At 34.4% G+C, this 25,090-nt stretch carries 27 protein-coding genes; 18 read left to right on the plus strand and 9 right to left on the minus strand.

Annotated features, from left to right (window positions below):
* Positions 1-50 precede the first annotated feature (50 nt).
* The 6 genes from Q9Q97_RS01960 to Q9Q97_RS01985 all read left to right on the plus strand — a co-directional run bounded on the left by Q9Q97_RS01960 (position 51) and on the right by Q9Q97_RS01985 (position 4,801).
* On the plus strand, positions 51-425 hold the full coding sequence (locus Q9Q97_RS01960) for a hypothetical protein (RefSeq protein ID WP_306153906.1): 375 nt from the start codon (positions 51-53) through the stop codon (positions 423-425).
* A 1-nt stretch (position 426) separates the two neighbouring features.
* Entirely contained in the window at positions 427-1,005 is a 579-nt protein-coding gene (locus Q9Q97_RS01965; protein ID WP_306153908.1) for a GNAT family N-acetyltransferase, read from the plus strand.
* A 3-nt stretch (positions 1,006-1,008) separates the two neighbouring features.
* Positions 1,009-1,845 (plus strand): BRO family protein, encoded by an 837-nt coding sequence (locus Q9Q97_RS01970; RefSeq protein ID WP_306153910.1) that lies wholly within the window; start codon positions 1,009-1,011, stop codon positions 1,843-1,845.
* Complete coding sequence (hemF, locus tag Q9Q97_RS01975; RefSeq protein WP_306153911.1) at positions 1,842-2,744, plus strand: oxygen-dependent coproporphyrinogen oxidase; 903 nt, start codon at positions 1,842-1,844, stop codon at positions 2,742-2,744. The genes Q9Q97_RS01970 and hemF overlap by 4 nt, the downstream gene beginning before the upstream one ends.
* A gap of 146 nt (positions 2,745-2,890) precedes the next feature.
* Entirely contained in the window at positions 2,891-3,829 is a 939-nt protein-coding gene (locus Q9Q97_RS01980) for a DUF4421 family protein (RefSeq protein ID WP_306153912.1), read from the plus strand.
* An 81-nt stretch (positions 3,830-3,910) separates the two neighbouring features.
* Positions 3,911-4,801, plus strand: a complete 891-nt coding sequence (locus Q9Q97_RS01985) for a fructose bisphosphate aldolase (RefSeq protein WP_306153913.1) — start codon at positions 3,911-3,913, stop codon at positions 4,799-4,801.
* 51 nt (positions 4,802-4,852) lie between these two features.
* On the opposite strand, the gene Q9Q97_RS01990 is transcribed toward Q9Q97_RS01985, so the two are convergent.
* Both Q9Q97_RS01990 and Q9Q97_RS01995 read right to left on the minus strand, forming a co-directional pair.
* Positions 4,853-6,709 carry a hypothetical protein gene (locus tag Q9Q97_RS01990; protein WP_306153914.1) on the minus strand — a complete coding sequence of 619 codons (1,857 nt, stop codon included), beginning with the start codon at positions 6,707-6,709 and terminating at the stop codon, positions 4,853-4,855.
* Between the two features lie 2 nt (positions 6,710-6,711).
* Positions 6,712-7,344 carry a hypothetical protein gene (locus tag Q9Q97_RS01995; RefSeq protein ID WP_306153915.1) on the minus strand — a complete coding sequence of 211 codons (633 nt, stop codon included), beginning with the start codon at positions 7,342-7,344 and terminating at the stop codon, positions 6,712-6,714.
* A gap of 209 nt (positions 7,345-7,553) precedes the next feature.
* Here Q9Q97_RS01995 and hemB point away from each other — a divergent pair, with 209 nt between their 5' ends.
* Together hemB and Q9Q97_RS02005 are read left to right on the plus strand one after the other, a co-directional pair.
* Positions 7,554-8,552, plus strand: coding sequence for a porphobilinogen synthase (gene hemB, locus Q9Q97_RS02000; protein WP_306153916.1), 999 nt, complete (start codon positions 7,554-7,556; stop codon positions 8,550-8,552).
* On the plus strand, positions 8,552-8,950 hold the full coding sequence (locus Q9Q97_RS02005) for a c-type cytochrome (RefSeq protein ID WP_306153917.1): 399 nt from the start codon (positions 8,552-8,554) through the stop codon (positions 8,948-8,950). The genes hemB and Q9Q97_RS02005 overlap by 1 nt, the downstream gene beginning before the upstream one ends.
* 67 nt (positions 8,951-9,017) lie before the next feature.
* On the opposite strand, the gene Q9Q97_RS02010 is transcribed toward Q9Q97_RS02005, so the two are convergent.
* On the minus strand, positions 9,018-11,075 hold the full coding sequence (locus tag Q9Q97_RS02010) for a M13 family metallopeptidase (protein ID WP_306153918.1): 2,058 nt from the start codon (positions 11,073-11,075) through the stop codon (positions 9,018-9,020).
* Between the two features lie 228 nt (positions 11,076-11,303).
* Between Q9Q97_RS02010 and Q9Q97_RS02015 the strand changes: the two genes are divergently transcribed.
* The 6 genes from Q9Q97_RS02015 (at position 11,304) to Q9Q97_RS02040 (ending at position 15,703) form a co-directional block, all read left to right on the plus strand.
* Positions 11,304-11,969, plus strand: a complete 666-nt coding sequence (locus tag Q9Q97_RS02015; RefSeq protein WP_306153920.1) for an SCO family protein — start codon at positions 11,304-11,306, stop codon at positions 11,967-11,969.
* A gap of 104 nt (positions 11,970-12,073) precedes the next feature.
* Entirely contained in the window at positions 12,074-12,313 is a 240-nt protein-coding gene (locus Q9Q97_RS02020; RefSeq protein WP_008465698.1) for a FeoA family protein, read from the plus strand.
* Positions 12,313-14,412, plus strand: a complete 2,100-nt coding sequence (feoB, locus tag Q9Q97_RS02025; protein ID WP_306153924.1) for a ferrous iron transport protein B — start codon at positions 12,313-12,315, stop codon at positions 14,410-14,412. The genes Q9Q97_RS02020 and feoB overlap by 1 nt, the downstream gene beginning before the upstream one ends.
* 6 nt (positions 14,413-14,418) lie before the next feature.
* Positions 14,419-14,541 (plus strand): FeoB-associated Cys-rich membrane protein, encoded by a 123-nt coding sequence (locus tag Q9Q97_RS02030; RefSeq protein ID WP_306153926.1) that lies wholly within the window; start codon positions 14,419-14,421, stop codon positions 14,539-14,541.
* A 461-nt stretch (positions 14,542-15,002) separates the two neighbouring features.
* On the plus strand, positions 15,003-15,455 hold the full coding sequence (gene tnpA, locus Q9Q97_RS02035) for an IS200/IS605 family transposase (protein WP_306153927.1): 453 nt from the start codon (positions 15,003-15,005) through the stop codon (positions 15,453-15,455).
* A gap of 125 nt (positions 15,456-15,580) precedes the next feature.
* Positions 15,581-15,703, plus strand: coding sequence for a hypothetical protein (locus Q9Q97_RS02040; RefSeq protein ID WP_262699312.1), 123 nt, complete (start codon positions 15,581-15,583; stop codon positions 15,701-15,703).
* A gap of 33 nt (positions 15,704-15,736) precedes the next feature.
* On the opposite strand, the gene Q9Q97_RS02045 is transcribed toward Q9Q97_RS02040, so the two are convergent.
* The 3 genes from Q9Q97_RS02045 to Q9Q97_RS02055 form a co-directional block, all read right to left on the minus strand.
* Entirely contained in the window at positions 15,737-16,390 is a 654-nt protein-coding gene (locus Q9Q97_RS02045; protein ID WP_306153929.1) for an HD domain-containing protein, read from the minus strand.
* Positions 16,391-16,652: 262 nt separating this feature from the next.
* The gene (locus Q9Q97_RS02050; RefSeq protein ID WP_306153931.1) at positions 16,653-17,645 is read right to left on the minus strand and encodes an acyl-ACP desaturase; all 993 of its coding nucleotides are present in this window, start codon (positions 17,643-17,645) and stop codon (positions 16,653-16,655) included.
* A 45-nt stretch (positions 17,646-17,690) separates the two neighbouring features.
* Positions 17,691-18,431, minus strand: a complete 741-nt coding sequence (locus tag Q9Q97_RS02055) for a 1-acyl-sn-glycerol-3-phosphate acyltransferase (RefSeq protein ID WP_306153933.1) — start codon at positions 18,429-18,431, stop codon at positions 17,691-17,693.
* A gap of 125 nt (positions 18,432-18,556) precedes the next feature.
* On the opposite strand from Q9Q97_RS02055, the gene rnpA reads away from it, so the two are divergent.
* The 4 genes from rnpA to Q9Q97_RS02075 all read left to right on the plus strand — a co-directional run bounded on the left by rnpA (position 18,557) and on the right by Q9Q97_RS02075 (position 22,321).
* A complete protein-coding gene (rnpA, locus tag Q9Q97_RS02060) occupies positions 18,557-18,961 on the plus strand; it encodes a ribonuclease P protein component (protein WP_306153935.1) in 405 nt (134 codons plus the stop codon).
* Between the two features lie 70 nt (positions 18,962-19,031).
* Positions 19,032-19,874 (plus strand): DUF4349 domain-containing protein, encoded by an 843-nt coding sequence (locus tag Q9Q97_RS02065; protein ID WP_306153937.1) that lies wholly within the window; start codon positions 19,032-19,034, stop codon positions 19,872-19,874.
* A 2-nt stretch (positions 19,875-19,876) separates the two neighbouring features.
* Complete coding sequence (locus Q9Q97_RS02070) at positions 19,877-21,514, plus strand: S41 family peptidase (protein ID WP_306153939.1); 1,638 nt, start codon at positions 19,877-19,879, stop codon at positions 21,512-21,514.
* Positions 21,515-21,517: 3 nt separating this feature from the next.
* A complete protein-coding gene (locus tag Q9Q97_RS02075) occupies positions 21,518-22,321 on the plus strand; it encodes an OmpA family protein (RefSeq protein WP_306153941.1) in 804 nt (267 codons plus the stop codon).
* A 78-nt stretch (positions 22,322-22,399) separates the two neighbouring features.
* Here Q9Q97_RS02075 and Q9Q97_RS02080 read toward each other — a convergent pair whose 3' ends face one another.
* The 3 genes from Q9Q97_RS02080 to Q9Q97_RS02090 form a co-directional block, all read right to left on the minus strand.
* Positions 22,400-22,846, minus strand: coding sequence for a GNAT family N-acetyltransferase (locus Q9Q97_RS02080; RefSeq protein WP_306153943.1), 447 nt, complete (start codon positions 22,844-22,846; stop codon positions 22,400-22,402).
* A gap of 186 nt (positions 22,847-23,032) precedes the next feature.
* Positions 23,033-23,674, minus strand: coding sequence for a DUF1579 domain-containing protein (locus Q9Q97_RS02085; protein WP_306153945.1), 642 nt, complete (start codon positions 23,672-23,674; stop codon positions 23,033-23,035).
* Positions 23,675-24,113: 439 nt separating this feature from the next.
* Positions 24,114-25,082, minus strand: coding sequence for a DUF4837 family protein (locus Q9Q97_RS02090; RefSeq protein WP_306153947.1), 969 nt, complete (start codon positions 25,080-25,082; stop codon positions 24,114-24,116).
* Positions 25,083-25,090 lie beyond the last annotated feature (8 nt).

Raw genomic sequence — 25,090 nt, forward strand, 5'->3', positions numbered from 1 at the left:
TTAATCCGTGGAGACGAAATGAAAACATTCAGAATAAATTAAACCTACAAATGCTCAACAAAGGCCTAAGAGACGAAGAAAAAATCAGAATCGATAACGTCCTCAAGACGTTACGAACGCTCATTTTTGTGCCTTACCCTTTAGATAACTTACAATTAGCAAATATTGAAGAGCAACTAAAAGATTTCGGGTTAAACCTTGAAACTTTGGTTGATTATTCAAATGAAGAATTAATTTCGTTATTGATGCGTCTTCATTTTGATTGGGATCATTTAGAACAATTTGCCGATTTACTTTTGGAATTCTCTAAATCAGAATACGATTTCCAAGAAAAAGTTTTGGCTATTTATCAATACATTCAGCAGAAAAGCAACGTTTTTTCTTTTGGAATAAATGCTAAAATCGCTTCACTCAAAAACCAATAAAATGAGTTTTACAAATTGGAAAACAGACCGAATTGAAAATATTCTTCCTGAAGAGTTTTATAAACTAATTGAAAAGAATACGAATCATATTGCAAAAACTTTCCCTGTAACACTCGCTAATTCTGATTCTTTATCGAAAGCAAAAGATTTTATTGCGGTCAATTCAGATAAAGAGAAAAATAAAGAGGGATTTTTCTTTTTTGCCAGAAACACAAATACCAACAAACTGATTGGGTATTTGTGTGTTAAAACCATTGATTATCGTATTTCTAAATGTGAATTAGGCTATTTTATTGACGAAGATTATCAAGGAAAAGGAATAACATCTAAAATGGTTTCTGAAGCGCTTAATTTCTGTTTTAATGAATTATTGATGAATAAGGTTTTTATCTGTACATCGGAAGTTAATTTGGCCAGTCAGCGAATTGCATTAAAACATAATTTTAAACAAGAAGGAATTTTACGAGACGAATTTAGAAATGGTAATGGCACATTGCAAAATACTGTTTATTTCGGATTATTAAAGTTAGAATATGAAAATCATAATTTAAACAATAGCAGAATCAACAACAAAATTTAAACCATGACCAAAGAAACTGCCATAAAATTATTTGAACAAAAACAAATACGTTCAATCTGGAGTGATGAAGAAGAAAAGTGGTTTTTTTCTATTGTTGATGTTGTTGGCGTTCTTTCAGAGAGTGAAAACCCTAATAATTATTGGAAGGTACTAAAAAACCGTCTTAAAAAAGAAGGAAGTCAGTTGGTTACAAATTGTAACCAACTGAAAATGGAATCGAAAGATGGTAAGTTTTATAAAACCGATGTTGCTGATACTGAACAACTATTCAGACTCATTCAATCAATGCCATCAAAAAAAGCTGAACCCTTTAAATTATGGCTGGCAAAAATTGGCCGAGAAAGAATTGACGAAATTGAAGATCCGGAACTTGGTTTTGACAGGCTTATGGAAACCTATCTTAAAAAAGGATATTCGAAAGAATGGGTAAATCAACGTTTAAAAAGTATTGAAGTAAGAAAAGAACTTACTGATGAATGGGATAAAAGAGGTGTTAAAAAAGGTGAAGAATACGCTATTTTGACGGATGAAATTACTAGAGCATGGAGTGGTTTATCAGTCAAAGAATATAAAAATCTTAAAAATTTAAAGAAAGAAAATTTACGTGATAACATGAGTAATCTAGAATTAGTACTCAATATGTTGGCCGAAGCCACTACAAAAGAAATTAGCAATGAGAAAAAGCCTGAAACTTTTGTAGAAAACAAAAAAATTGCCAATCAAGGCGGAACAATCGCAGGCAATACACGTAAAGAAATTGAAGAAAAAACAGGTAAAAAAGTAGTAAATAAACTAAATGCTATTAATTATTTGGAAAACAAAAAAGAATTGGAAGAATGAAAGATAAATTTTACGCATACATACAAAACTTACAAGACCAAATCGTAGCTGGATTAGAAGCTGTTGACGGAACAGCTAAATTCCGTGAAGACTTATGGAAACGACCAGAAGGTGGCGGCGGAAGAACACGCGTTATTGAAAACGGAGCTGTTTTTGAAAAAGGTGGTGTCAACATTTCAGCCGTTCACGGAAAACTTCCAGAAACGATGCAAAAAATGTTTGGCGTTGGCGAAGCCGATTTCTTTGCCTGCGGATTAAGTTTAGTGATTCACCCGAAAAGTCCGATGGTTCCTACCGTGCACGCCAATTGGCGATATTTTGAAATGTACGATGAATCTGGAAATGTCATTCAGCAATGGTTTGGCGGCGGACAGGATTTAACGCCTTATTATTTGTTTGAAGAAGATGCGGTTCATTTTCATCAAACTTGTAAAACAGCTTGCGACAAACATAATCCGGAGTTTTATCCGAAATATAAAAAACAATGCGATTCGTATTTTTGGAATGCACACCGAAATGAAGCACGCGGACTTGGTGGTTTATTCTTTGATTATTGCAAAGCAAATGAGCAAATGTCAATGGAAGATTGGTACAATTTCGTTACCGAAGTTGGAAATAGTTTCCTTGAAGCGTACGTGCCAATCGTAGATAGAAGAAAAAATCTTTCGTATACACCAGAACAAAGAACATGGCAGGAAATACGTCGTGGCCGTTATGTTGAGTTTAATTTAGTTCACGATAAAGGCACTTTATTCGGATTAAAAACCAACGGAAGAATCGAGAGTATTTTAATGAGTTTGCCTCCGCATGTGCAATGGGTTTACGATCATCACCCAGAAGTGGGAAGCGAAGAAGAGAAATTGATTGATGTATTAGCAAACCCATGTGAGTGGATTTAATATCACAATCTATTTTTTAAACACATAGAAACATAGGATATAAAGATATACCTTAGAGGTGATTTTAGAAAATCATGATTTTCACATAGCTTATGTGATTTATTACAAGTGAAATGCCTTTACAGGCTTCTAAAAACTATGTCTCTATGAATTTAAAACCAATTTACATACTCTTTTTCGCCAGCATTTTTGGCTGTTTCGCTCAGAACGACACTATACAAAATCGGTATTTTAAATCGTACAATGACAAAATTACGGCCAGTGTTTATTATTTAGACACCTCGAATAGCTTTCAGATTACCTCAGATATTGAGGAACCAAAATTCTATGTTGATCTTATTCCGAATCGCCGCGAACAGATTGGTTTTAGCTTAAGCTACAGAATTATTGACATTTCGATTGGTTTTGCGCCTAAATTCCTGAGCGGCAATACGGGCGATTCAAAATCTAAGAACTTCAATTTTCATACTCGTTTTTATTACAAAAAATGGATGCAGTCCTTTACTTTTATCAATCAAAAAGGATTTTATATTAGTGATGATAATATAACGGCTCAGTTGCCAAACATGCGAACCACCAAAATCGGAGGATCGACTTCTTATATTTTCAATGATAAATTTTCTTTTAAAACCCTGACGAGCCAAAACGAATGGCAGACTAAAAGTTCAGGAAGTTTTATTCCGTCCTTCTCTTTTTATTATACCAATCTGGATTTAAACACTCCCGATTCGTCACCTGGCGATTTGTATGTCTTTACCCTTGCTCCTGCTTATTACTACAATTTTGTAATTAGCGATCGGGTTTTAATCGGTGCGGGATTAGCTTTAGGCGCAGGAGTTAACGACATTGACGGAGACACCTCAGCTTTGTACCAAGCCGATTTTAATTTAAAACTGGCTTATAACAACGATCGTTTCTTTGGTTTTGCAAGTTTGAATACGGTAAGTTTTGCCCAAGACGACAAAGTTGATCCGAGGTTAAATGATAATATTGCTACCGTTAAACTTTCTGTTGGTTACCGATTTGATCCTCCAAAAAAGGTAAAAGAAGTTTATGACAAAGTCAATGAGAAAATGGGATTGTAAGAAATTTTACAGTTCATTAAGAATTAGGCGCGAAAAAATTCTTAATTTAGAGAGATTTAGAAAAAACTAAAATTCATTATTATGAAAAATATAGAACAATTAAATCTCATGCATTCTGGAAAAGGATTCATTGCAGCATTAGACCAAAGCGGTGGCAGTACACCAAAGGCATTATCGCAATATGGCGTTCAAGAAAACCAGTATAAAAATGAAGAAGAAATGTACACGCTTGTACATGAAATGCGAACCCGAATTATAAAAAGTCCAGCTTTTGACAGTAAGTATATTCTAGGTGCTATTTTGTTTGAAAACACTATGGACCGCAAAATCGACGGACAATGGACGGCTGAATATCTTTGGGAGAAAAAACACATTATACCGTTTCTAAAAGTTGACAAAGGTCTTACCGATCTTGCGAACGGTGTACAATTGATGAAACCTATTGAGAATCTAAACGAATTATTGGATCGTGCTGTGGAGCGAAAAATCTTTGGCACCAAAATGCGTTCTGTAATTAAAGAGGCAAATGCAATCGGAATTCAGGAAGTTGTCGGACAGCAATTTGCAGTTGGCTTGCAAATTTTCCAAAAAGGATTAGTTCCGATAATTGAGCCTGAAATTGATATTTACAGTCCTGACAAACAAAAATCTGAAGAAATACTGAAAGCCGAAATCCAAAAACAGCTTAATTTATTGGATGAAAATGTAAAAGTAATATTGAAACTTTCTATTCCAACAGTAAATAATTTTTATAGCGATTTAATGAAAGATCCTCACGTGGTGCGTGTTGTGGCGCTTTCGGGCGGATATTCTCGCGAAGAAGCCAATAATAAACTGGCTGAAAATCACGGATTGATTGCGAGTTTCTCTAGAGCTTTGTCTGAAGGACTTACCGCTCAGCAACTCGATTCGGAATTTAACGCTCGATTAGAAAGCTCTATTAAGGAAATTTACGAAGCTTCGATTCAGTAAAATCATAAAAAAACCCTGAGACAATCCGTTTCAGGGTTTTCGTTTTTTAGATTATTTCGTAGTCATTTCGTCGGCTAAATCTAATGTCTGCAAAATGATGTTTTTGTCCGACTTAAAAGAGTTTAGTTTAAAAACGAACTTCAATTTATTATCAATTAGCTTTTTAGGCGATTCAATAGAAACATCTGAAAATTGAGCTGCAATTTTTGCCATTCGATCCAATTCAGAATCTTTGGCTTTTTTACCAAATGTTTTCACTGTTTGTGCAATATCCAGCTTTCCAGAAATGTAGTTTTTACTCAAATCTTTCTTTGTGTCTTTCGCAAAAGATCCTTTTCCTGTACCAAAGTAATCTTTTGTGTTGGCAACAATAACTACGTCTTTGTCTTTTATAATAAATATATTATCGTATTCCTGAGTTCCTGCAATTGTATAAACATTTCCATTTTGAACCAATACTTTTTTACGAACACCCAACTGCAATAATTTATCTCCAAAAGTTGGATGTGTCGAAGTAAAAACGAAACCAAATAGCGGAATTTCTTTTTTCACTTTCTCTTCCGTTATTTTCTCTTCATAATTCTCATCATATCCATATTGCTTGGTCATTACCTCAACTTCTTTCACATCATATAAAAAAGCACTCAAATCGCCATCAAAAAGCTTTGCCGTAGCTTCTTCATCGACAATTGTCGATATTAAATCTGTCACGATGCTGATATCTTCTTTGCTCATTTTCGGATTTTGAAATAATTCTGTCATTAATGATGGGAAGTTTTCAAGCACCGCTTTTGTATTGGCATGATACGAAATATATCCTAAAGGCTTTTCTGCTGGGAAATAGTTATAAATATTTTTGTTGATTTTTCGATTACTAATTTTGCTCACAACATCGGCAATCTGCGCAGAATATTCTACCACTTCTTCAATTCGGGCATTATCATTATCAAAATAAAAATCCAAATTGATGCCTTTTATAAAATTTCCAAAGTTATTCTGCATTGGCAAATATTTGTCATAACCGCCAAATAAGGAAAGTGGATAATTATAAAGCGAATAAAAACTCGAAATAAATCCGCCATAATTTACCCAAGAAGAAATATCTGCCGCAATATTTATTTTGGCAGAACTTGGCGGAGTAAATCCGTTTTCGAATAATGCCTTTATAATTTTGCGCTGTTTCTCAGCTAAGTTTTTATCAAATTCCGCTTGTTCTGCGGTATATTCTTCATACGGATTTCCGTCATACAAAGAATCTGTTTCGGCCGTAGCAGGTTCTTCAATTATTACAGCATCATTATATTGTGGTTCAGCAATTTTTGGCGGATTTTCCATATTTGGGACATCATAAACCGAAGGAGCTTCTACAACTACCGCTTGTTCATAAGGTTCCGCCACAGCAACTGAATCCATTGCTACAGCAGTTTCTGCTGCATCATAAAATTTAGACGGAAGTCTTTTGGTTAATTCGATTATGACCAAATGAGTATCATTCCAAACAAATGATCTTTTTACTCCGCTTGGTGTAAAAACCGCATATTTTCCGAAATCTTCAATTGCACCGTTTTTATCATTCGCTCCTTGTTTTTCAATCAAATATTGCCTAACCGCTTCTTTACTTCTAACTGGAATTGTTACCTGATAAAAAGGAACAGAATCTAAGAAATTGCCATGAACCGTAATTTTATCGTCCAATTTTATAATTGAAGTATATTGGCGAAGATCAAAATCAGGTTTTTTGCTAGTATATTTTGTAATAATCGGATGACTTAAAACTTCGTCAAGTCTTACTTTTTTAGAAAGCTGGTTTCCGTTAAACTGCACAAAATAATCGTATTTATCTGGAACAGCTTGTCCAAAAGAAAAATACGTGGCGAATAGGAAAATTAAGGTGTAAAAATGCTTCATAATTATGGCGTTAATTGGATTGTATTATTCATTAAGGTCGATTTTTTAAATACGCTGTACATACTTTGCTTCAAAAAAACCGTTTTCTTATTTTTTGATATTTTACTGTTCGGATTATCTACAGCAGTAATATCTTTATCAAAAGTATAAATCGAAGTAATGCTGGCTTCTTCAAGATCTTTCTTTTTCTTTGGGTCGTTTACCACTTTTTCTGGAACTGGATATGACGCAATTCTTTCGAAAGTTTTGCCGCTTCCGCTAAAGTGAATCTGATCGCGCTGATTGTTTATCGTATTGACAACGGCATTTAAAGCTTTTAAATTGGCATAATTGAGTTTGATAATGAAAACGTAATTTTGAAAATCAGTTTTTGTCGTTACGTTTGAGATTCCATCAATCTTCAAGGCTTTTTCTTTAAAATCAGTAAGCTTGGCGGTAATTTCCTGTTCGTTCGGAATCTTAACGCCGTCCACTTCTTCTAGAAATATAGCCGATTTAGTCTTAAACCAAGATCGTGAAAAGTCGATCATAAGAGTATATTCGCCACTTTGATCGTCATGGTGTTTGATTCTTTCTGTTATTTCAAAACAGCTTGTCAATAACAGGCAACAGCATAAAATGAGAATTTTCTTCATTTTACAAATTTAGCTCAAAAATGTCAGAAATTTTTAGATAATATTAACGGTTTCTGCAAAAGGCTAAAAGTCTAGTTTTGTTCCTTTTTGCTTAACTTTGCAACGCTGTTTTAAAGACAGTTATTCTTCAAAAAAACAAAACAATAACAGTTTTAGAAATTACTATTTCAACAGAAATCTAAAATCTAAAATCTAAAATCTAAATTTATATGTTCCCATTACACAGAGGCAGAAGATTAAGAGTAAATGAATCTATTCGTTCTTTAGTTCGCGAAACCAGTTTAAGTCCATCCGATTTTATGTTCCCGATGTTTATTGCAGAAGGCGAAAATTATAAAGCTGAAATTCCGTCAATGCCAGGAATTTTTCGCAGATCTATTGATTTAACGGTTGAAGAAGTAAAAGAAATCTATGCTTTGGGAATTCGCGCTGTCAACATTTATGTAAAAGTCAGCGAAAATTTAAAAGACAATACCGGAAAAGAAGCTTGGAACAAAGACGGTTTGATGCAACAAGCAATTCGAGCAATTAAAGCGGCTTGTCCAGAAATGATTGTAATGCCAGACGTTGCTTTAGATCCGTATTCAATTTACGGTCACGACGGAATCATAAAAGATGGCGATGTTGAAAATGACAGTACCGTTGAAGCTTTAGTAAAAATGGCCGTTTCGCACGCCGAAGCTGGAGCCGATTTTGTTGCGCCAAGCGATATGATGGACGGAAGAGTGTTACGCCTTCGCGAAGGTCTTGATGCGGCTGGATTTCAGAATGTTGGTATTATGAGTTATTCTGCTAAATATGCTTCTGCTTTTTACGGGCCTTTTAGAGACGCTTTAGATTCTGCTCCAAGAGAAGCTGATGTTGTGGTTCCGAAAGATAAAAAAACATACCAAATGGATTATGCCAACCGTATCGAAGCCATCAAAGAAGCTCTGTACGATGTTGAAGAAGGTGCCGATATGGTGATGGTAAAACCTGGAATTGCTTATTTGGATATTGTTCGCGAAGTTAAAAATGCCGTAAATGTTCCCGTAACGGTTTATCACGTTTCTGGTGAATATGCCATGATCAAAGCTGCTGCAGAAAGAGGATGGCTGGATAATGATAAAATTATGATGGAGCAACTAATGTGCATCAAACGTGCAGGTGCAAGTTTAATTTCAACTTATTTTGCTAAAGAAGCAGCGATACTTTTAAACAATAAATAATGAAAAAAGTATTGTTTTTATCTGCTGTTCTGGCGTTTGCTTCCTGTAAAAAAGAAGGTTCAGAAAACACCAATTCGACAACCGAATCTGTTGCTGAAGGAGAATCGGCGAAAGCCCAAACTCCTGAAGAATTAGGAAAAGAAATCTTTGAAGGAAGAGGAAATTGCACCGCTTGCCATCAGCCAGATCAAAAGGTAATTGGACCAAGCATTAAAGAAATTGCCAAAATCTACAAAGACAAAAATGGTGATATGGTTACTTTCTTAAAAGGAAACGCAGAACCAATTGTAGATCCGAGTCAATTTGAGGTTATGAAAACCAATTTTGCGATTACTCAGTCTATGTCTGATAAAGAATTAAAAGCAATTGAAACCTATATTTACAGTCATTTAAAATAATTGACTTTTATTCCATAAAAAAACGGCGCTTTTATCAAGCGCCGTTTTTAGCATTATATCATTTTGATTACCAGATTTTAACTCGTTTTTCTGGCTCAACATACATTTTATCCCCTTTCTTAATATCGAAAGCTTTGTAGAAAGCATCCACATTCTGAATTGGCACATAAGCTCTGTACATTCCAGGCGAGTGTGGATCTGTTTTTACTTGATTTTTGATTGCTTCGTCTCTAGTTTTTGTTCTCCAAACCGTAGCCCAAGAAATAAAGAAACGCTGTTCTGGTGTAAATCCGTCGATTAAACCTGGATTTCCATGTGCTTTCAAATACAATTGCAATCCATCATAAGCAGCATTGATTCCGCCTAAATCTCCGATGTTCTCACCTAAAGTAAAATGACCGTCTACGTGAATTCCAGGAAGAGGCTCAAGAGCACTGTATTGATTAGCTAAATCTGTTCCAAGAGCAGTAAATTGTTTCAAATCTTCTTCTGTCCACCAGTCTACTAAGTTTCCTTCTGCATTGTAGCGTGCTCCAGAATCATCAAATCCGTGCGAAATCTCATGTCCGATTACAGCACCAATTCCACCATAATTAACTGCTTCGTCAGCTTGGTAATTATAGAAAGGCGGCTGTAAAATAGCAGCTGGAAATACAATTTCGTTATAAGACGGATTGTAATATGCATTTACCGTTTGCGGAGACATATGCCACTCTGTTTTATCAACTGGTTTGTTTAGTTTTTCAATACCTTTTTGGAAATTCCATGTTGCAACGTTCTTACTATTATCAAAGTACGTTCCTCCTTCGGCAATGCTTTTTATCGTTAAAGCTGAATAATCTTTCCACTTATCTGGATATCCAACTTTTATGGTAATCTTATTCAGTTTTTCAATTGCTTTTACTTTTGTGTCTTTAGACATCCAAGTTAAATTGTTAATACGGTTTTGGTACGCCGTAATAACATTATGGATCATATCAAGAGCTTTGGTTTTTGCTTCAGCAGGAAAAACTTTCTCCACATACAATTTACCAAGCGCTTCTCCAACACTACGGTTTACAACACCAAGTGCTCTTTCATCTGCAGGAAGCTGTTTAACTGCCCCTCTTAATGTTTTGCTGTAGAAATCGAAATTAGCATCATCAATTGCTGTGGTCAATTTAGTTGCAGCATTGTTTAATAGATCCCATTTTAAATATTCTTTCCATTGTGCCACTTTGTTTTCTTTGAAAACGGTTTCTAAAGCCGTCATGTATTTAGGCTCAGAAACAATTACAGTCTCTAATTTAGTAATTCCTAAACCTGCAAAATATTCATTCCATTTAATGGCTGGAGTTAATTTTTGAAGTTCAGCGATTGTCATTGGGTTATATTGCAAACGACTGTCTCTTCTTTCAACTCTATTAAACCTTGGTTTAGACAATTCTGTTTCAAGAGCTAAAATTTCAGCAGCGCTTTGTTTCGCTTTTTCTGGAGATTCTCCAATGAATTGAAGCATTCTCGCAACATGCAATTCGTATTTTGCACGTTTATCTTTAGAATCTTTATCGTCAGAAGTATAATAGTCTTTATCAGGAAGTCCTAATTGGCTTGGGCCGATATTTACAGAGTTTTTAGAACTGTCTTTATCATCAGCTCCAATGTAAATTCCGAAAAAGCCAGCATTTCCTTCTTTTTCCATTTCAACCAAATATTTCTGAAGATCAGCAACACTTTTGATTGCATCGATTTTTTTCAAATAAGGTTTTAATGGCTCGATTCCTTTTTTATTTCTTCCAATAGAATCTAAGTACGTATTGTACAGATTAATAGCTTTTCCTTGATCGGTATTCGATTTGTACTTCGGATTTTTTGAAGCTTCTTGCAAAACTGCCGTAACATCTTTGTCAGTTTTCTTAATCAGTTCATTAAAACTTCCCCATGTCGTACGATCACTCGGAATTTCTGTTTTTTCTAGCCAAGTTCCATTTACATATTTGAAAAAATCCTGACTTGGGCTAATCTTCGTATCCATATACGAAACGTTGATACCTGGTTCCTTTGGGGCATTTTGAGCTTGGGCTGCAGTAATTGCAAACATTGCAGATATCACACCAAACACAGGTTTAGCAAATTGTTTTTTCATAAAAAATTATAGTTTAAGGGAAAATACAAACATATTGTTATTATTTCAAAAATTGTGTTAAAATTCTAACTGGAGAACTCAAAAAGCGAATAAATTTCACAGATCAAAATTTTACACTTGAGGTATTTGTCTATAACTGCCTAGTAAATGTTACAAAAGCCTGTTAAAAAAATATTTCAGTAAAGCTTTTAAAACCTGCTTTTTGTATTTTTGCGCCAAATTATTTTTATGAAATCGCTTTTATATAAATACCGCAAATTCTTTATTGTTCTAATAGTGTTTTCGGTTGTTACGATATCTTTGTTTTATTCTGCTTTAAAACCAAAAAAGACACTTCCAATTTACAATCCCGCTGATGTAAATCCTGAAATGGTAGACAGTACAATTCAATATAAAAGTAAATACCACACAATTGCCGATTTTTCTTTCGTTAACCAAAATGGCGATACTATTACCCAGAAAAACTATGAAGGAAAAATTTATGTTGCCGATTTCTTCTTTACCACCTGCGGATCAATCTGCCCAAAAATGTCAACCAATTTGGTTGATGTTCAAAAAGCAGTTTTAAATAATCCGAAAGTAATGCTGCTTTCTCATACTGTATTTCCAGAAGTAGATAGTGTTTCGGTTTTAAAAGCTTACGCTATAAAATACGGCGTTGTAGACAGCAAATGGAATTTGGTTACGGGAGACAAAAAAGAGATTTACACCATGGCTAGAAAATCGTATTTAGCTGTCAAACTAGGAAGACCAGATCAGCTTTATGATATGGTGCATACAGAAAATTTTGTTTTGGTCGATCAAAAACGTCGTGTTAGAGGTTTTTATGACGGAACAAATAAAGAAGATGTAAAACGACTTTTAGAAGACATCGAATTTCTCTCAAACGAGTAAAAATCCCTTATTTTTAGAAACATTTAGCATTTGTGGAAGTGTTAAATGCCTTGAAATAAAGAATAATTGCCTACTTTTGCAATCTAAATTCAATCTAAATAAGCTTGCAAAATACAATACACACTCTGAAAAAAGGCGAAAAAGCCATTATCAAAGATTTTGATATCGATCTTATTCCACTTAAATTATTAGAAATGGGTTGTCTGCCTGGCAGCTTAGTTGAATTACTGCAGGTTGCTCCTTTTGGTGATCCTTTATATTTGGATATAAACGGTTCTCATGTTGCAATCCGTATTGAAACCGCTCGTGAAATTGAAGTTGAACTTATCAAAACCAATTTGTAATGAGCGTTCAGAATATCAATGTTGCCCTTATCGGAAACCCAAATACCGGAAAAACTTCTGTTTTTAATCAGTTAACAGGTCTTAATCAGCAAGTCGGGAATTATCCCGGAATTACGGTTGAGAAAAAAATCGGTTTCTGCAAATTACCAAATAATGTAAAAGCAAATATTCTAGATTTACCAGGAACGTACAGTTTGAACGCAAGTTCTATGGACGAAAGTGTGGTAATTGAACTTTTACTGAATAAAAACGACAAATTGTATCCAGATGTAGCAGTAGTGGTGACAGATGTCGAAAATCTAAAACGAAATTTACTGATTTACACACAGATTAAAGATCTTGAAATTCCGACGATTTTGGTCATCAATATGTCAGATCGTATGGAGCGTAAAGGAATTTCTTTGGATATTCCCTATTTAGAAGAAAAATTAAAAACAAAGATTGCTTTAGTTAGTTCGCGCAAAGGTTTAGGAATCGATGAATTGAAAGAATTAATTGTTTCTTATAAAAACATCACGCACGAACCATGTTTAAACGCTTCTGTAATTGATCCTGAATATTTTGAAAAGCTGCAACATGCTTTTCCAAATCAGTTAATGTACAAATTGTGGCTGGTAATTACGCAAGATGTCAATTTCTCGAATTTAGACCGAAATGAAGTTCGCAGCACTTTTACCAAATCGCATTCAGAATTAAAGCGTTTGCAGCAGAAAGAAACCATCAAAAGATATCAGTTTATTAATGATGTTTTAAAAGAAGGTTTAAAAGTCGATGCTTCAATGGCAAAAGATATTCGCGCTAAATTAGACCGCGTTTTAACGCATAAAGTTTGGGGTTATTTCATCTTTTTTGCCATTTTATTTTTGATTTTCCAATCGATTTTCAGCTGGTCAACGATTCCGATGGATTTCATTGACACCACATTTGCTTCTTTGAGCAGCTGGGTTGCAGCAGAATTGCCAAGCGGTATTTTAACCGATTTACTTTCGCAGGGAATTATTCCGGGTATTGGCGGTGTTATTATTTTCATTCCGCAGATTGCTTTCTTGTTTTTATTTATTTCCATTTTGGAGGAAAGCGGTTATATGAGCCGTGTGGTATTCTTAATGGATAAAATCATGCGTAAGTTTGGGCTTTCAGGAAAAAGTGTCGTGCCTTTGATTTCAGGAACTGCGTGTGCGATTCCGGCAATTATGGCAACCAGAAATATTGAAAACTGGAAAGAACGTTTGATCACGATTTTAGTAACGCCATTTACAACTTGTTCAGCAAGGTTACCCGTTTATGCGATTATTATTTCATTGGTAATTCCGAGCAAACGTATTTTTGGTTTTCTAAATGTTCAAGGACTAACACTAATGGCGCTTTATGTTTTAGGATTTTTTGCTGCAATATTATCGGCATATATTTTAAATAAGGTTTTAAAACTCGAATCAAAAACGTATTTCGTTGTTGAAATGCCAAGCTACAAAATGCCTCTTCTTAAAAATGTTGGTATTAATGTGGTAGAAAAAACAAAAGCATTTATTGTTGGAGCAGGTAAAATCATTTTAGCAATTTCTATTATCTTATGGTTTTTGGCTTCGTACGGGCCTGGAAAAGAATTTAATGATGCTGAAACTATCGTAAAAGAAAGATTTGCCAATACCACTTTGGATGAAACGCAGTTTGAAAATGAAGTTAATTCACAAAAACTTGAGAACTCTTATATCGGTTTAATGGGACGCGCAATCGAGCCAGCAATTCAGCCCTTAGGTTATGACTGGAAAATCGGAATTGCCTTAATCAGTTCGTTTGCAGCGCGTGAAGTTTTTGTTGGAACATTGGCAACCATTTACAGCGTTGGAGATACCGACAACGAATCGACCATAAAAAGCAAAATGCAGGCAGAAGTCCGTCCAGATACTGGCAAGAAAGTATTTGACTTTGCAACGGGAATTTCTTTACTTTTATTTTATGCTTTTGCCATGCAGTGCGCCAGTACATTAGCGATTACAAAAAAAGAAACCAATTCGTGGAAATGGCCTGCAATGCAGTTAGTTTTCATGAGCGGATTAGCTTATTTTACTGCTTTAATCGCTTATCAACTATTAAAATAAAAAGTCATGATTCAAGAGATAATTGCCTTTACAATATTAGGATTGGCCGTCGCTTTTTTAGTCAAAAAGTATTTCTTTAAATCGAAAAAGAAAAAAGACTGCGGCGATGGAAATTGCGGTTGCAGTTAGGGGTTTTATTTCACGGAGATTCTAAAAATAAACACAAAAGCTTCACAGAGATTTTTTAATTCTTTGTGAAGCTTTTGTGTTTTTGATGTTTTTTAGAATTACCCTTTTTTAATATATAAAAGTTTTTTGTTGTGTATTTCTATGTTTACAATCTCATATTTTTGAATTGGTAACCTTATAAAGATAATCTTTTGTGAGTGTGACCCTTTCAGGGTCATTGCATCATGGAGATTATTCTTTTTCTATAAACATTTAACTCCTTCGGAGTTTAAAACATGGTCTTAAGAATTTGGAAATTGTTTATTATTATAATTCCTCCTGAGTTTTGATTTGTAATTCTCCCTTTCTGTTTTATTTGCAAGGCAATCCCGAAGGGATTACATGTTTATAGCAAAAAAAAATTACGTTACCATATTGACCCTGAAAGGGTCACATTATAACTAATTAATAAAAAATAAAAAATGGCAGGAACATTTTCTCAAATTTATGTGCATGTTGTATTTGCAGTTAAAAACAGAGATTCACTAATTGAAAAATCGTGGAAAGAAGAATTATACAAATATATTACTGGCATAGTCCAAAATAAAGGTCAAAAAATGTTGGCTATAAATGGAACATCAGATCACATTCATTTTTTGTTCGGAATGAAACCAACTTGCATATTATCAGATTTAATTCGAGAAATAAAAAAATCTTCGAATGCATTTGTAAAAGAGAAACAATATTCAAAATATGTATTTCAATGGCAAGAAGGATATGGAGCTTTTTCTTGCAGTCATTCAACATTAGAAAATGTTATTCGCTATATTGAAAATCAAGAAGAACACCATCGAAAAAAAAGTTTTAAAGAAGAATATCGAGATTTTTTAATCAAACACAATATCGAATTCAAAGAGGAATTTCTATTTGACTAAATCAATGAGCAAAAGTTTTTTAAGTTTTAAATACTAAAAATGTCCTATTATGCCATTTAAAAAACATAAAGTATCTTATTAATATATTTTCTAAAACTATTTTTGATTTTTAAAATTCATCAACAATGACACAAGAAGATAGAATGGAAATTATACGAGACAATAGAGTCGCTCGATTATTGTGGTTTGCGATTGGTTTTTTCTGCGCTACAATTATTACGTATTTAATAATGAAAAATAATCATTAAAGACTGAATACTAAAATCTAAAAACTGATCACTTTATTTCAGTCCTTCCCACTCGGCATAAAACTGAGCGAGGAATGTTTCCATAAAACGATGTCTTTCTGCAGCGATTTCTTTTCCTTTTTCGGTATTCATTTTATCTTTTAGCAGTAAAAGCTTTTCGTAGAAATGATTAATGGTTGGAGCATTGTTCTTTTTATACTCCTCTTTTGTCATATTCGTTACAGGCGCAATTTCCGGATTGTATAACGCTCGGTTTTTGAATCCGCCGTAATTGAAAGCTCTTGCAATACCGATTGCTCCAGTAGCATCTAGACGATCTGCGTCTTGAACAACATCCAATTCGACAGAAGAGAACTTTCTTTCGAAATTTCCGCCTTTATAAGAGATATTTTCGATTATATTGACAACATGGGCAATGATGTCCTCAGAAACATTTTCGGCTTCTAAAAACGCTCTTGCTGTTTTTGGTCCGATAGTTTCATCTCCGTTGTGAAATTTACTATCGGCAATATCATGCAATAAAGCTCCCAATTGTACCACTGTAAGATCACATTCTGTTTCTTTTGCAATCAGAATAGCATTTTTATAAACGCGTTCTATGTGAAACCAATCGTGCCCGCCTTCGGCATCGTTTAGTTTTTCTTTTACAAAAGCAATGGTTTTAATAATCAGTTCTGAAGCGTTCATACAGAAGTTTTTACAGTTATAAAAAATGTTGATTGCCAAAGTTTTAAAAACCTCAACAATCAACAAATATGTTTTTAATTCTTTCTAAGGCAACGTTGTTGCTTTTAGGGAAAATTCCAAAATTTAAATTCCAAATTCCAATGTATAGTAGATTTAGCATGAGATCCTTCGACTTCGCTCAGGAGGACAATCTTTGTAAAACACAATACTGAAATTCCAAATTCCAAAAATCTGAAATCAACAATCTAAAATCTAAAATTAATTAAAGTCTCGCAGGCTCAACCCATTTAAAGATATGAGATTCTTTAGGAATCACAATTCTCTCAGAAATTTTAGCCATACGCGCTGGTAATTTCATTAAGTAATCACGTGCTTTTTCTGCTTCGTCCGTTAGGTTTGTTACTTTATCAATTTCCCATTTGTTGATTAATTTCTGCATGATATCAACATAATCGTTTGCCGTGTAAACTCCAATACGCTGTGCAGAATCAGAAAACTGTTCGAATGCTGTACTGATTTTTTGTCCAGATTCTCTTAAAAAGTGAGCTGGCATAACGATTTTCTGTTTCATCATGTATTGAAACGCCAACATCATTTCACTAGGATCCACTTGGAAAATTCTAGTTACAAATTCGCTATAGGCATGGTGGTGACGCATTTCATCACCAGCAATCATTTTACACATTTTAGACAACTTGTTATCGCCAAATTTTTTAGCCATTTGCGCTACTCTATTGTGCGAAACATAAGTTGCTAATTCTTGGAAACTAGTGTATACAAAGTTTTTGTACGGGTCAGATCCAGTTCCAATATCAAAACCGTCGTTGATCAAGTGCTGTGTTGTCATTTCGATTTCACGCATATTCACACGACCAGACAAATACAAGTATTTATTTAAAAGATCTCCGTGGCGGTTTTCTTCTCCAGTCCATTGGCGAATCCATTTCGACCAGCCATTGCCACCATTTTCTACTTGGTTTACACCTTCTACATCCATTAACCAAGACTCATATGTTGGCAACGCTTCTTCTGTGATGGTATCACCTACAAGCGTAACCCAGAAATCGTATGGAAGTTCTTTAGCAATCTCGCGTAATTCTTTCACCTCTTCAAAGAAGTTTTCTCCTTCAGAATTAGGTAAGAAATCAGACGGCTGCCAAATTTTTTCCACCGGAATTAAATACTGTTCAACGAAGCTATCCACGTTTTTTTCCAAAAACTGCATTACTTCTAATCTAATGTTTTTTATAGACATTACTCTTTTCTAATTTGGGACCTTTGCTTTCGCGAAAGCAAAAATCTATTTATACTCGTTTATTCCTTCTTTAACTGCTTTTTCAGTAATCTCCATCAGCTCTTCAAATTTGTAATCTTTAACAGCCAAAGCTGGATGAGCTGTAAACTTCAGATGATTTCCTAAACCAACAGGAAAAAAACCAAATTTTACCATTTTCCAAGAATTATTGATACTTACGGGTACAACGTATGCAGATGGTGCATATTTGCATAAAATTTTTAAACCGCTTTGCGCAAATTCTTTTGGTACTCCCGTTTTACTTCTTGTTCCCTCTGGGAAAATAACGGCCGATCTTGTGTTTTTTTCGATATATTCAGACAAGCCTTTGATAACTGGTATCGCTTGTTTAGGGTCTTTTCGGTCAATTAAGACAGATCCTCCATGTTTCAAATTATAAGAAACACTCGGAATTCCGCTTCCTAACTCCTTCTTACTTACAAATTTACAATGAAAACGTCTAAAGTACCAAATCATTGTCACGATATCGTACATACTTTGGTGGTTTGCCACAAAAATAATTGGCACTCCTTTCGGAACTGTGTCTACGTTTTCAATTGTATATCTTGTTCCAACCAGCCTGGTGCAGGTTAAAAGGCAGAAGTTTAAATAATCAACACTTTTTTTGTGAGCCTGGTAACCAAAAACATTTAAACAAATCCACTGAATTGGGTGAAAAACAACCAAACACAAACCAAATAATAAATAGTAAATTACCGATATGGGATAAGAAATAATTTTTTCCATGCTTCAAAAATTAATGCGCAAAAGTAGTAAATATATTTTTAGGCTTATAAAAATTGAAAACAATAACCGTTTTTCTGGTTTAATTGTACCTTTGCACTAAAATTTGCAAATTTTTTCTGAATTAAATGAACTTTACTTACCCTAAAAACGAGCGTTTAAAAAGCAAAACCACCATCGGATTATTATTTTCTGAAGGGAAATCGGTATCTAAATATCCGCTTCGTTTGGTTTACCGTCAAGCGGAAGCAAATTCAGAAGAACAAACCAAGATTGGCGTTTCGGTTTCTAAGAAATATTTCAAAAAAGCAGTTGATCGAAATTACTTCAAAAGGGTTTTGCGAGAAACTTATCGATTAAACAAACATTTACTTTTGGATAATCTGGATCAACCATATTCGATTATGCTTTTTTATCAAACCAAAGACCGTTTATCTTACGAAGAAATCAACACCAAAATGATACAGTTGTTTGAGAAATTCACAGCTCAGATCAACAAACCGTTAGATTCTGAAACAAAAACAGAAGCGTAAATTTCAAAACGTAAGATTATTAATCAAGTTAGGCAAAAAAATCGTAGTTTTAGCTCTAAATTGAAATTTTATGCGACATATTTTCTTTTTATCTTTCTTATTTTTAATTCTTTCTGGATGTAGCAAAGCTGGAAGTGCAAACGAACAAGCAATTTCTATTGAGACAGTAAAACTTCCTGCAAAAGCAGAAGCTCCTAATTACGATACAGATGACGTTCAATCAGCTCCGCCCGCTCCACCAGCTAAGCAAGAAATTGAACAGAAGATTATAAAGGAAGCCTCTTTACGATTTGAAACCGATAATTTGGAAAACACTTTTGGTCAAATTCAAAAAGCTGTTGCCAATAGTAAAGCAAGAATCATTAACGATTCTGAGGGAAAAGACTATGGAACTATTTCTAGAAATCTAATAGTAAAAGTTCCAAGCCAAAATTTCGATCGTTTTATAAGTGATGTCTCTAAAGGTATTTCTTATTTTGAAGTTAAAAATATCTCTTCTCAAGATGTTACAGAACAATATATTGATCTGACTTCAAGATTAAAAACTAAGAAAAAACTCGAAGAGCGTTATCTTGAAATTTTAAAGAAAGCGAACAAAGTCAGTGAGATCTTAGAAATAGAACAGCAAATTTCGACTATAAGAGAAGAAATAGAATCCAAAGAAGGTCAGTTGAAATATTTAGAAAGCCGCGTTTCTGAAAGTACAATTACTATTGAATTTTATAAAACTGTAGCCGAAAAAGAAGGTGTCAAAATATCTTACGGTTCAAAACTGTGGACAGCTGTAAAATCAGGATTTTTCAGTTTATCCGATTTTTTAATTTCCCTGATCAGCATTTGGCCGTTTGTTATTATATTTATTGTATTAGCCTATTTTATTAGAAAAAGATTTAAAAGAAGAAAAAAAGAATAATCATGTATCCGTATTTCAAAAAGAAATTTATTATACCAGTCGCTGCGGCGGGAATGTTGTTTGTTGGAACCAGTTTTAAAGAAGACTTTTTTGAAATTGCTAAACAAATCGAAATTTTTACGACTTTGTTTAAAGCTGTAAACACCAATTATGTAGACGATACCAACCCCGGAGACTTGATGGATAAAGCAATCAAGAGCATGTTAGGAAGTCTGGATCCGTACACGGTTTACTTTAATGAACAAGATGTTGTCAATTTCAAAATCAATAATACTGGAGAATATACTGGAATTGGCGCTTTGATTTCTAGAAAAAAAGATCGTTTGATTGTTCGTGAACCTTATAAAAATTATCCTGCCGACAAAGCCGGACTTAAAGCGGGTGACGAAATTATTCAGATTGGAGACATTTTAATTGCCGATTTTAAAGATGATGCTTCTTCTTTATTGAAGGGAACTAAAAACACAAAAATCAACATTAAATATCTTCGTCAAGGAAAACCTTTTACTACTGTTTTGATTTTGGATGAAGTGGATATTAAATCAGTTCCTTTTTACGGAAAAATTGATGATAAAACGGGTTATATCGTTTTGGCGCATTTTAGCAGAAAAGCTTCTGCCGAAGTGAAAGACGCATTAGAAAAACTAAAAGCTGACGGTGCGAAACAAATTGTTTTGGATTTGAGAGGAAATCCTGGTGGTTTGCTAAACGAAGCTATTGACATCTGTAATTTATTTGTTCCAAAGAATGAAGTAATTGTAACGACTAAATCACGAATTGAAAAACACAATAATACTTATAAAACGCAAAAAGAACCGATTGATACTGAAATTCCGCTAGCGATTTTAGTAAACGGAAGAAGTGCTTCGGCTTCAGAAATTGTTTCTGGTGCGTTGCAAGATTTGGATCGTGCTGTTGTTTTAGGAAGCAGAAGTTTCGGAAAAGGTTTAGTACAACGTTCTGTTGATCTTACTTACGGAACACAATTGAAAGTGACCATTTCGAGATATTACACACCTTCTGGAAGATGCATTCAAGCTTTGGATTATGCGCACAAAGATAAAAATGGCGTGGCTCAGAAAACAGATGCCAAAAACTATAACGCTTTTAAAACTAGAAAAGGACGAACGGTTTATGATGGTGGAGGTGTTTTACCAGATATTGAACTGGAAGAAGCTAAAACAAGTGCCATAGCAACGGCTTTGATAAAAAATGATGGAGTTTTTGATTATGCAACAACTTACTATTATAAAAATCCAAATCTGGGCGATAAGATTCCAACTTTGACTGATGCTGACTACGCTGCCTTCAAACAATATTTAAAAACGAATAAAATCACTTTTGATACCGAAACAGAAGTGGCTTTGAAAAATACTTTAGCAGCAGCTAAAAAAGAAAAAATTGATGAGACGATTAATGCCGAATATCAGCAATTACTGAATGCTTTAGAAAAAAGCGAAACGACTTTACTGGATAAAAACCAAAAAGAAATCAAAAACATGATTTTGGAAGAATTGATTAAAAGATATCAATACCAAGAAGGTTTGTATCAGTATTATTTAAAAAACAATTCAGAAATTAAAAGAGCAGTTAGTGTATTAAATAACCAAACAGAATATAAGACGATTTTAAAAATGTAGTGAATGAAGATAACTCTAGCCTTGATTCTTTTTTCATTTTATACAGTAGAAGCACAACAAAAACCTGTTGAAACGATTTATTTTGAATTTGACAGATATGATTTGACCAACCAGCAAATCAATGTGGTTTCTAACTTTATAAAGAACATAGACACTGCAAAAATAGAGTCTATACAGATTTATGGCTATTGTGATGATCGCGGAAATGATGAGTATAACTTTAGATTATCTAATAATCGGGCGAATACAATTCAGAATTTGTTGGTCAAAAAAGGATTCAATCAGAGTAAAATTGTCATTTTGGAAGGAAAAGGGCGTGTTGTCGTAAAACCAGATACGGTAGAAAATCTTTACGAATCGCGTCTACGGAATCGGCGGGTTGACTTGATCGCCGTTAAGAAAAATAGTTTCGGAAAAGGAATGCATACTTCTTTTAAAGACAATCTAAAAGTTGGGGATAAGGTTTGTATGGAATCGATTCTGTTTGATATTGGAAGTGCAAAACTTACTGGCACTTCTAAAAAAGAACTCGATAAAATTGCCTTAACACTCCAGAAGCACAGAAATCTAAATTTTGAAATACGCGGTCATGTCTGTTGCACGCCCGAAATTTACAGCGACGGTATTGACAGGGCCACTAGAGAAAGAAGACTTTCGTGGAATCGCGCCAAAACTGTTTTTCATTATTTAATGTCCAAAAAAATATCCAAAAGCCGCATGACTTATGTCGGCTGCGGCAATAAGTATCCGCTAGGTCGAGGTGATAATTATGATCGGCGGGTGGAGTTTGTAATTACTAAGATTTAGCTTTTTTTTGGAGCTTCTAAGGTGCTGAGTTGCTAAGCTCCTGAGATAATGCTGAGTCTATGACTTCGTCATAAGCTTTTATTCTCTGATCATTTCTATGTGCGGAATATCGTCTTCTAAATACATTTCGCTGGTTTGAACGAAACCGTGGCTTTCGTAAAATTTCTTCAGATACAATTGTGCTCCAATGGTTATTTTGTCTTTTCCAAAATTCGATTTAATTTGGGCAATTGCTTCACGCATTAAATCATGTCCAAATTTTCTATCTCTGTAATTTTGATCTACAGTGACTCTTCCGATAGAAGCATTATCAAAACTAATTCCCGCATCAAATAATCTTGAATAGGCTACAATTTTGCCTTCAAATTCACCAATAAGGTGCAATGCTTTCTTGTCTTTATCGTCAAGATCCAAATAAACGCAGTTTTGCTCTACTACAAAGATCTCGCTTCGCAATCTGAGCACATCATATAACTCAAACACCGTTAATGCCTCAAAAGGCTTAATTTTCCATTTTAATTCCATTCTACTTTAAATTTTGCCGCGAAGGCACAAAGATTATTAAAAAAATGCAAAGGTGCAATCGCAATTGCACCTTTGCATTTTTTATCTTAGTGATAAAAACTTAAAAAGACCTTTGTGCCTTTGTGTCTTCGTGGCAAAACTTAAAAAAACCTTTGCAACTTTGTCACTTTGTCCCTTTTAGAAAAACTACTTTTTCGTCATAACAATTTCCATGCTTTTATATTCTGATCCGTTTTTGACATCGTACATTTCCATTTTTCTGGTTTTTGCATCTACAATTGTATATACTTCTCTGTAAGGTGTTTTTTTACCGTTCATTGGGTTTACCATATCTCCTTTTAGCTCCATGCTTTTTGTAGCTTCGTCATATTTACCAACAGCAACCATCATTCCGGTTCCCATATTATCAATAAAGGTTGTAGTGTATTCTTTGCTGGCATTATTGTACGCTAAAGTGCTTTTTCCTTCAAATGGCTGTCCCATCATTGTTCCTTTGTAATTTGCTTCTTGGTAACGTCCGCCTAAAATCATTTTAATGTCGGCTGTAGAAGTTGCTTTTTCTGGTTTGCCATTTGGTTCTGACCAAAAAGTCATATCGCAATTCCACGTTCCAACCTCATCGGCCATTAATTTATGCGGATTTCCAGGAGTTGCATATTCCTGCCAAGCTTTCATTTGTGCAGCAGAATCTAGCGGCGCTTCTGCAACCGGTTCTTCGGTTTTAATAGAGTCTGTTGCTGGTGGAGTTGCTGTTTCGTCTTTTACTTCTTTTTTGCAAGAAGCAAAGCACATGGTTATCATTACTAATGCTGTGGTTAATTTTTTCATAACTATTTGTTTTAATGTTTGTTATGAATAAAAGTACGAAAATTTTTGGTTTGTTTCAGATTTCATGTTTGATATGCTTTGTCTGTATTATAGCGCAGAGCTCGCAAAGGGTTTTCGCAAAGAACGCTGAGTGTTTTTTGAGAAGGCGAAGTTCGCAAAGCTGTATGTGTATTTGACTATACAACTCTTTAACCTGAAACTTGACATAAAAGTTTGATATGCTTTGTCTGTTTTTAACGCAAAGGACGCAAAGATATTTTAATTGCGAGATTAAGTAGAATCTATATATTGAGTTCGCAAAGCTTTGTGAGCTTATCATTTTAATGATACCCTCAAAAAAACTTAGCGTTCTTTGCGAAAAAACCTTTGCGAACTCTGCGGTAAAACACATAAAGCATATCAAACTTGAAACGTTAGACATGAAACCTGAAACAAAAAACTATCTCTTGTCGATTTTTACTGTTTTTATAATTGCTTCGAGGTTTAGCATTAAATCGCGTTCTTGGTGTGAAGGGGAATAGGAGAATCCTTCTATTACTAAAACGCGATTAAAGTTTTCGTCTATTATGGAGTAATTGATAAATGGACCCGTCATAAAATCGTTTTTCAATTCCCAAGTTCCTTTGGTTTCGAATGCGTTTTTATTGTCCAACATTACTTTCGAGAAATAGGGTGCGTAAGCTTCGCTGGTAATCATTTGTGTATTGGGTTCTCGCCCTTGAATGTATTTACCGATTGAGTCGCGCATTTTTACGATGGCATTTACTACATCTTTTTTCTTTTTGAAATTGCGAAGTGGAATCTGGTAAATTAATAAACTGGTATTACCGCTTATAATTTCTTTTTTGAGCCAGATAAATTTCTTTTTGTGAAGCATATATTCGTATCCTGTTGGAATCTGAATATTGATGTGGAATTTGTTTTTGATAATGGCTTTATTTAGCAATGAAGCACTATTATCTTCCTGAATTTTCTGAATTTCGGCATCACGAATAATTTTTATTATTTGCGGGGCATTCAATTCTAGACTGCAGGTAATATCGTCTACAGATTTGCCGTAAATGCGAAAAGTATTGTGTGGTAATGTTTTGCTTCGAATGATTTCGAACTTTTCTGTGGCGGCTTTTTTAACCACAATAATGCTTCTACTATCGGTCACAAAACCTTCAAGCAATCTGGCAGGGTACTGATTTATGGTAAAAAGCGGTTCTTCTTGGGTAAGTCCAAGAACTGGTGAGGCAAATTTATTTCTGATGCTATCACCTACTTCTCCATACCACAACTGGTCGTCAACAATGACCGAAATGGTATTGGTTTTTCCTGAAACAGTTTCGCTTTGCTTTTCGCTTTTGAAACAAGAAGTCAGAAAAAATGGGACTAATAGCAATAAAAAATGGGTTTTATTCATTTTTTTAA

Source organism: Flavobacterium sp. DG2-3 (assembly GCF_030730925.1).
Classification (GTDB): Bacteria; Bacteroidota; Bacteroidia; order Flavobacteriales; family Flavobacteriaceae; genus Flavobacterium.

What these genes read in the sequence shown, in the direction of transcription:
- Q9Q97_RS01960 (WP_306153906.1), top strand. Translation starts at nt 51, where the DNA reads ATGCTCAACAAAGGCCTAAGAGACGAAGAAAAAATCAGAATCGATAAC.
- Q9Q97_RS01965 (WP_306153908.1), top strand. Translation starts at nt 427, where the DNA reads ATGAGTTTTACAAATTGGAAAACAGACCGAATTGAAAATATTCTTCCT.
- Q9Q97_RS01970 (WP_306153910.1), top strand. Translation starts at nt 1,009, where the DNA reads ATGACCAAAGAAACTGCCATAAAATTATTTGAACAAAAACAAATACGT.
- hemF (WP_306153911.1), top strand. Translation starts at nt 1,842, where the DNA reads ATGAAAGATAAATTTTACGCATACATACAAAACTTACAAGACCAAATC.
- Q9Q97_RS01980 (WP_306153912.1), top strand. Translation starts at nt 2,891, where the DNA reads ATGAATTTAAAACCAATTTACATACTCTTTTTCGCCAGCATTTTTGGC.
- Q9Q97_RS01985 (WP_306153913.1), top strand. Translation starts at nt 3,911, where the DNA reads ATGAAAAATATAGAACAATTAAATCTCATGCATTCTGGAAAAGGATTC.
- Q9Q97_RS01990 (WP_306153914.1), bottom strand. Translation starts at nt 6,709, where the DNA reads ATGAAGCATTTTTACACCTTAATTTTCCTATTCGCCACGTATTTTTCT.
- Q9Q97_RS01995 (WP_306153915.1), bottom strand. Translation starts at nt 7,344, where the DNA reads ATGAAGAAAATTCTCATTTTATGCTGTTGCCTGTTATTGACAAGCTGT.
- hemB (WP_306153916.1), top strand. Translation starts at nt 7,554, where the DNA reads ATGTTCCCATTACACAGAGGCAGAAGATTAAGAGTAAATGAATCTATT.
- Q9Q97_RS02005 (WP_306153917.1), top strand. Translation starts at nt 8,552, where the DNA reads ATGAAAAAAGTATTGTTTTTATCTGCTGTTCTGGCGTTTGCTTCCTGT.
- Q9Q97_RS02010 (WP_306153918.1), bottom strand. Translation starts at nt 11,075, where the DNA reads ATGAAAAAACAATTTGCTAAACCTGTGTTTGGTGTGATATCTGCAATG.
- Q9Q97_RS02015 (WP_306153920.1), top strand. Translation starts at nt 11,304, where the DNA reads ATGAAATCGCTTTTATATAAATACCGCAAATTCTTTATTGTTCTAATA.
- feoB (WP_306153924.1), top strand. Translation starts at nt 12,313, where the DNA reads ATGAGCGTTCAGAATATCAATGTTGCCCTTATCGGAAACCCAAATACC.
- Q9Q97_RS02030 (WP_306153926.1), top strand. Translation starts at nt 14,419, where the DNA reads ATGATTCAAGAGATAATTGCCTTTACAATATTAGGATTGGCCGTCGCT.
- tnpA (WP_306153927.1), top strand. Translation starts at nt 15,003, where the DNA reads ATGGCAGGAACATTTTCTCAAATTTATGTGCATGTTGTATTTGCAGTT.
- Q9Q97_RS02040 (WP_262699312.1), top strand. Translation starts at nt 15,581, where the DNA reads ATGACACAAGAAGATAGAATGGAAATTATACGAGACAATAGAGTCGCT.
- Q9Q97_RS02045 (WP_306153929.1), bottom strand. Translation starts at nt 16,390, where the DNA reads ATGAACGCTTCAGAACTGATTATTAAAACCATTGCTTTTGTAAAAGAA.
- Q9Q97_RS02050 (WP_306153931.1), bottom strand. Translation starts at nt 17,645, where the DNA reads ATGTCTATAAAAAACATTAGATTAGAAGTAATGCAGTTTTTGGAAAAA.
- Q9Q97_RS02055 (WP_306153933.1), bottom strand. Translation starts at nt 18,431, where the DNA reads ATGGAAAAAATTATTTCTTATCCCATATCGGTAATTTACTATTTATTA.
- rnpA (WP_306153935.1), top strand. Translation starts at nt 18,557, where the DNA reads ATGAACTTTACTTACCCTAAAAACGAGCGTTTAAAAAGCAAAACCACC.
- Q9Q97_RS02065 (WP_306153937.1), top strand. Translation starts at nt 19,032, where the DNA reads ATGCGACATATTTTCTTTTTATCTTTCTTATTTTTAATTCTTTCTGGA.
- Q9Q97_RS02070 (WP_306153939.1), top strand. Translation starts at nt 19,877, where the DNA reads ATGTATCCGTATTTCAAAAAGAAATTTATTATACCAGTCGCTGCGGCG.
- Q9Q97_RS02075 (WP_306153941.1), top strand. Translation starts at nt 21,518, where the DNA reads ATGAAGATAACTCTAGCCTTGATTCTTTTTTCATTTTATACAGTAGAA.
- Q9Q97_RS02080 (WP_306153943.1), bottom strand. Translation starts at nt 22,846, where the DNA reads ATGGAATTAAAATGGAAAATTAAGCCTTTTGAGGCATTAACGGTGTTT.
- Q9Q97_RS02085 (WP_306153945.1), bottom strand. Translation starts at nt 23,674, where the DNA reads ATGAAAAAATTAACCACAGCATTAGTAATGATAACCATGTGCTTTGCT.
- Q9Q97_RS02090 (WP_306153947.1), bottom strand. Translation starts at nt 25,082, where the DNA reads ATGAATAAAACCCATTTTTTATTGCTATTAGTCCCATTTTTTCTGACT.